A 263-nucleotide genomic window follows, 5' to 3' on the forward strand; every position below is an offset into this window, starting at 1 on the left:
CTATGTCCTTAGCGGCGTACCTGGATTTATCAGGTAGGGTGTCAGTTCGTGCCATTTCGTGACGCCAAAACCGCTCGCCAAGGATCCCGAGCTGCGCTGTTTTCTGCGGCAGGTGCCATCGTGCTGTGGACAGTGGGTCGACTCGTCATGCTTCACGTCTTTATCCAGCCGTCATCGAACTACATCACGGGTGACCTCCGGTACTACCTGTGGTGGATGTCGAGCGGACAACCAGATTCGTCCGTCCTGCCGGAATACCCGCT

Annotated in this window: 1 protein-coding gene; it reads left to right on the forward strand. The window is 57.0% G+C overall.

Annotation, left to right across the window (positions count from 1 at the left end):
• Positions 1 to 48 precede the first annotated feature (48 nt).
• On the forward strand, positions 49 to 263 hold a 215-nt coding region (locus N7568_RS24060; RefSeq protein WP_261612199.1), incomplete at its 3' end, for a hypothetical protein.

The organism is Paenarthrobacter aurescens (genome assembly GCF_025421775.1).
GTDB lineage: Bacteria > Actinomycetota > Actinomycetes > Actinomycetales > Micrococcaceae > Arthrobacter > Arthrobacter aurescens_B.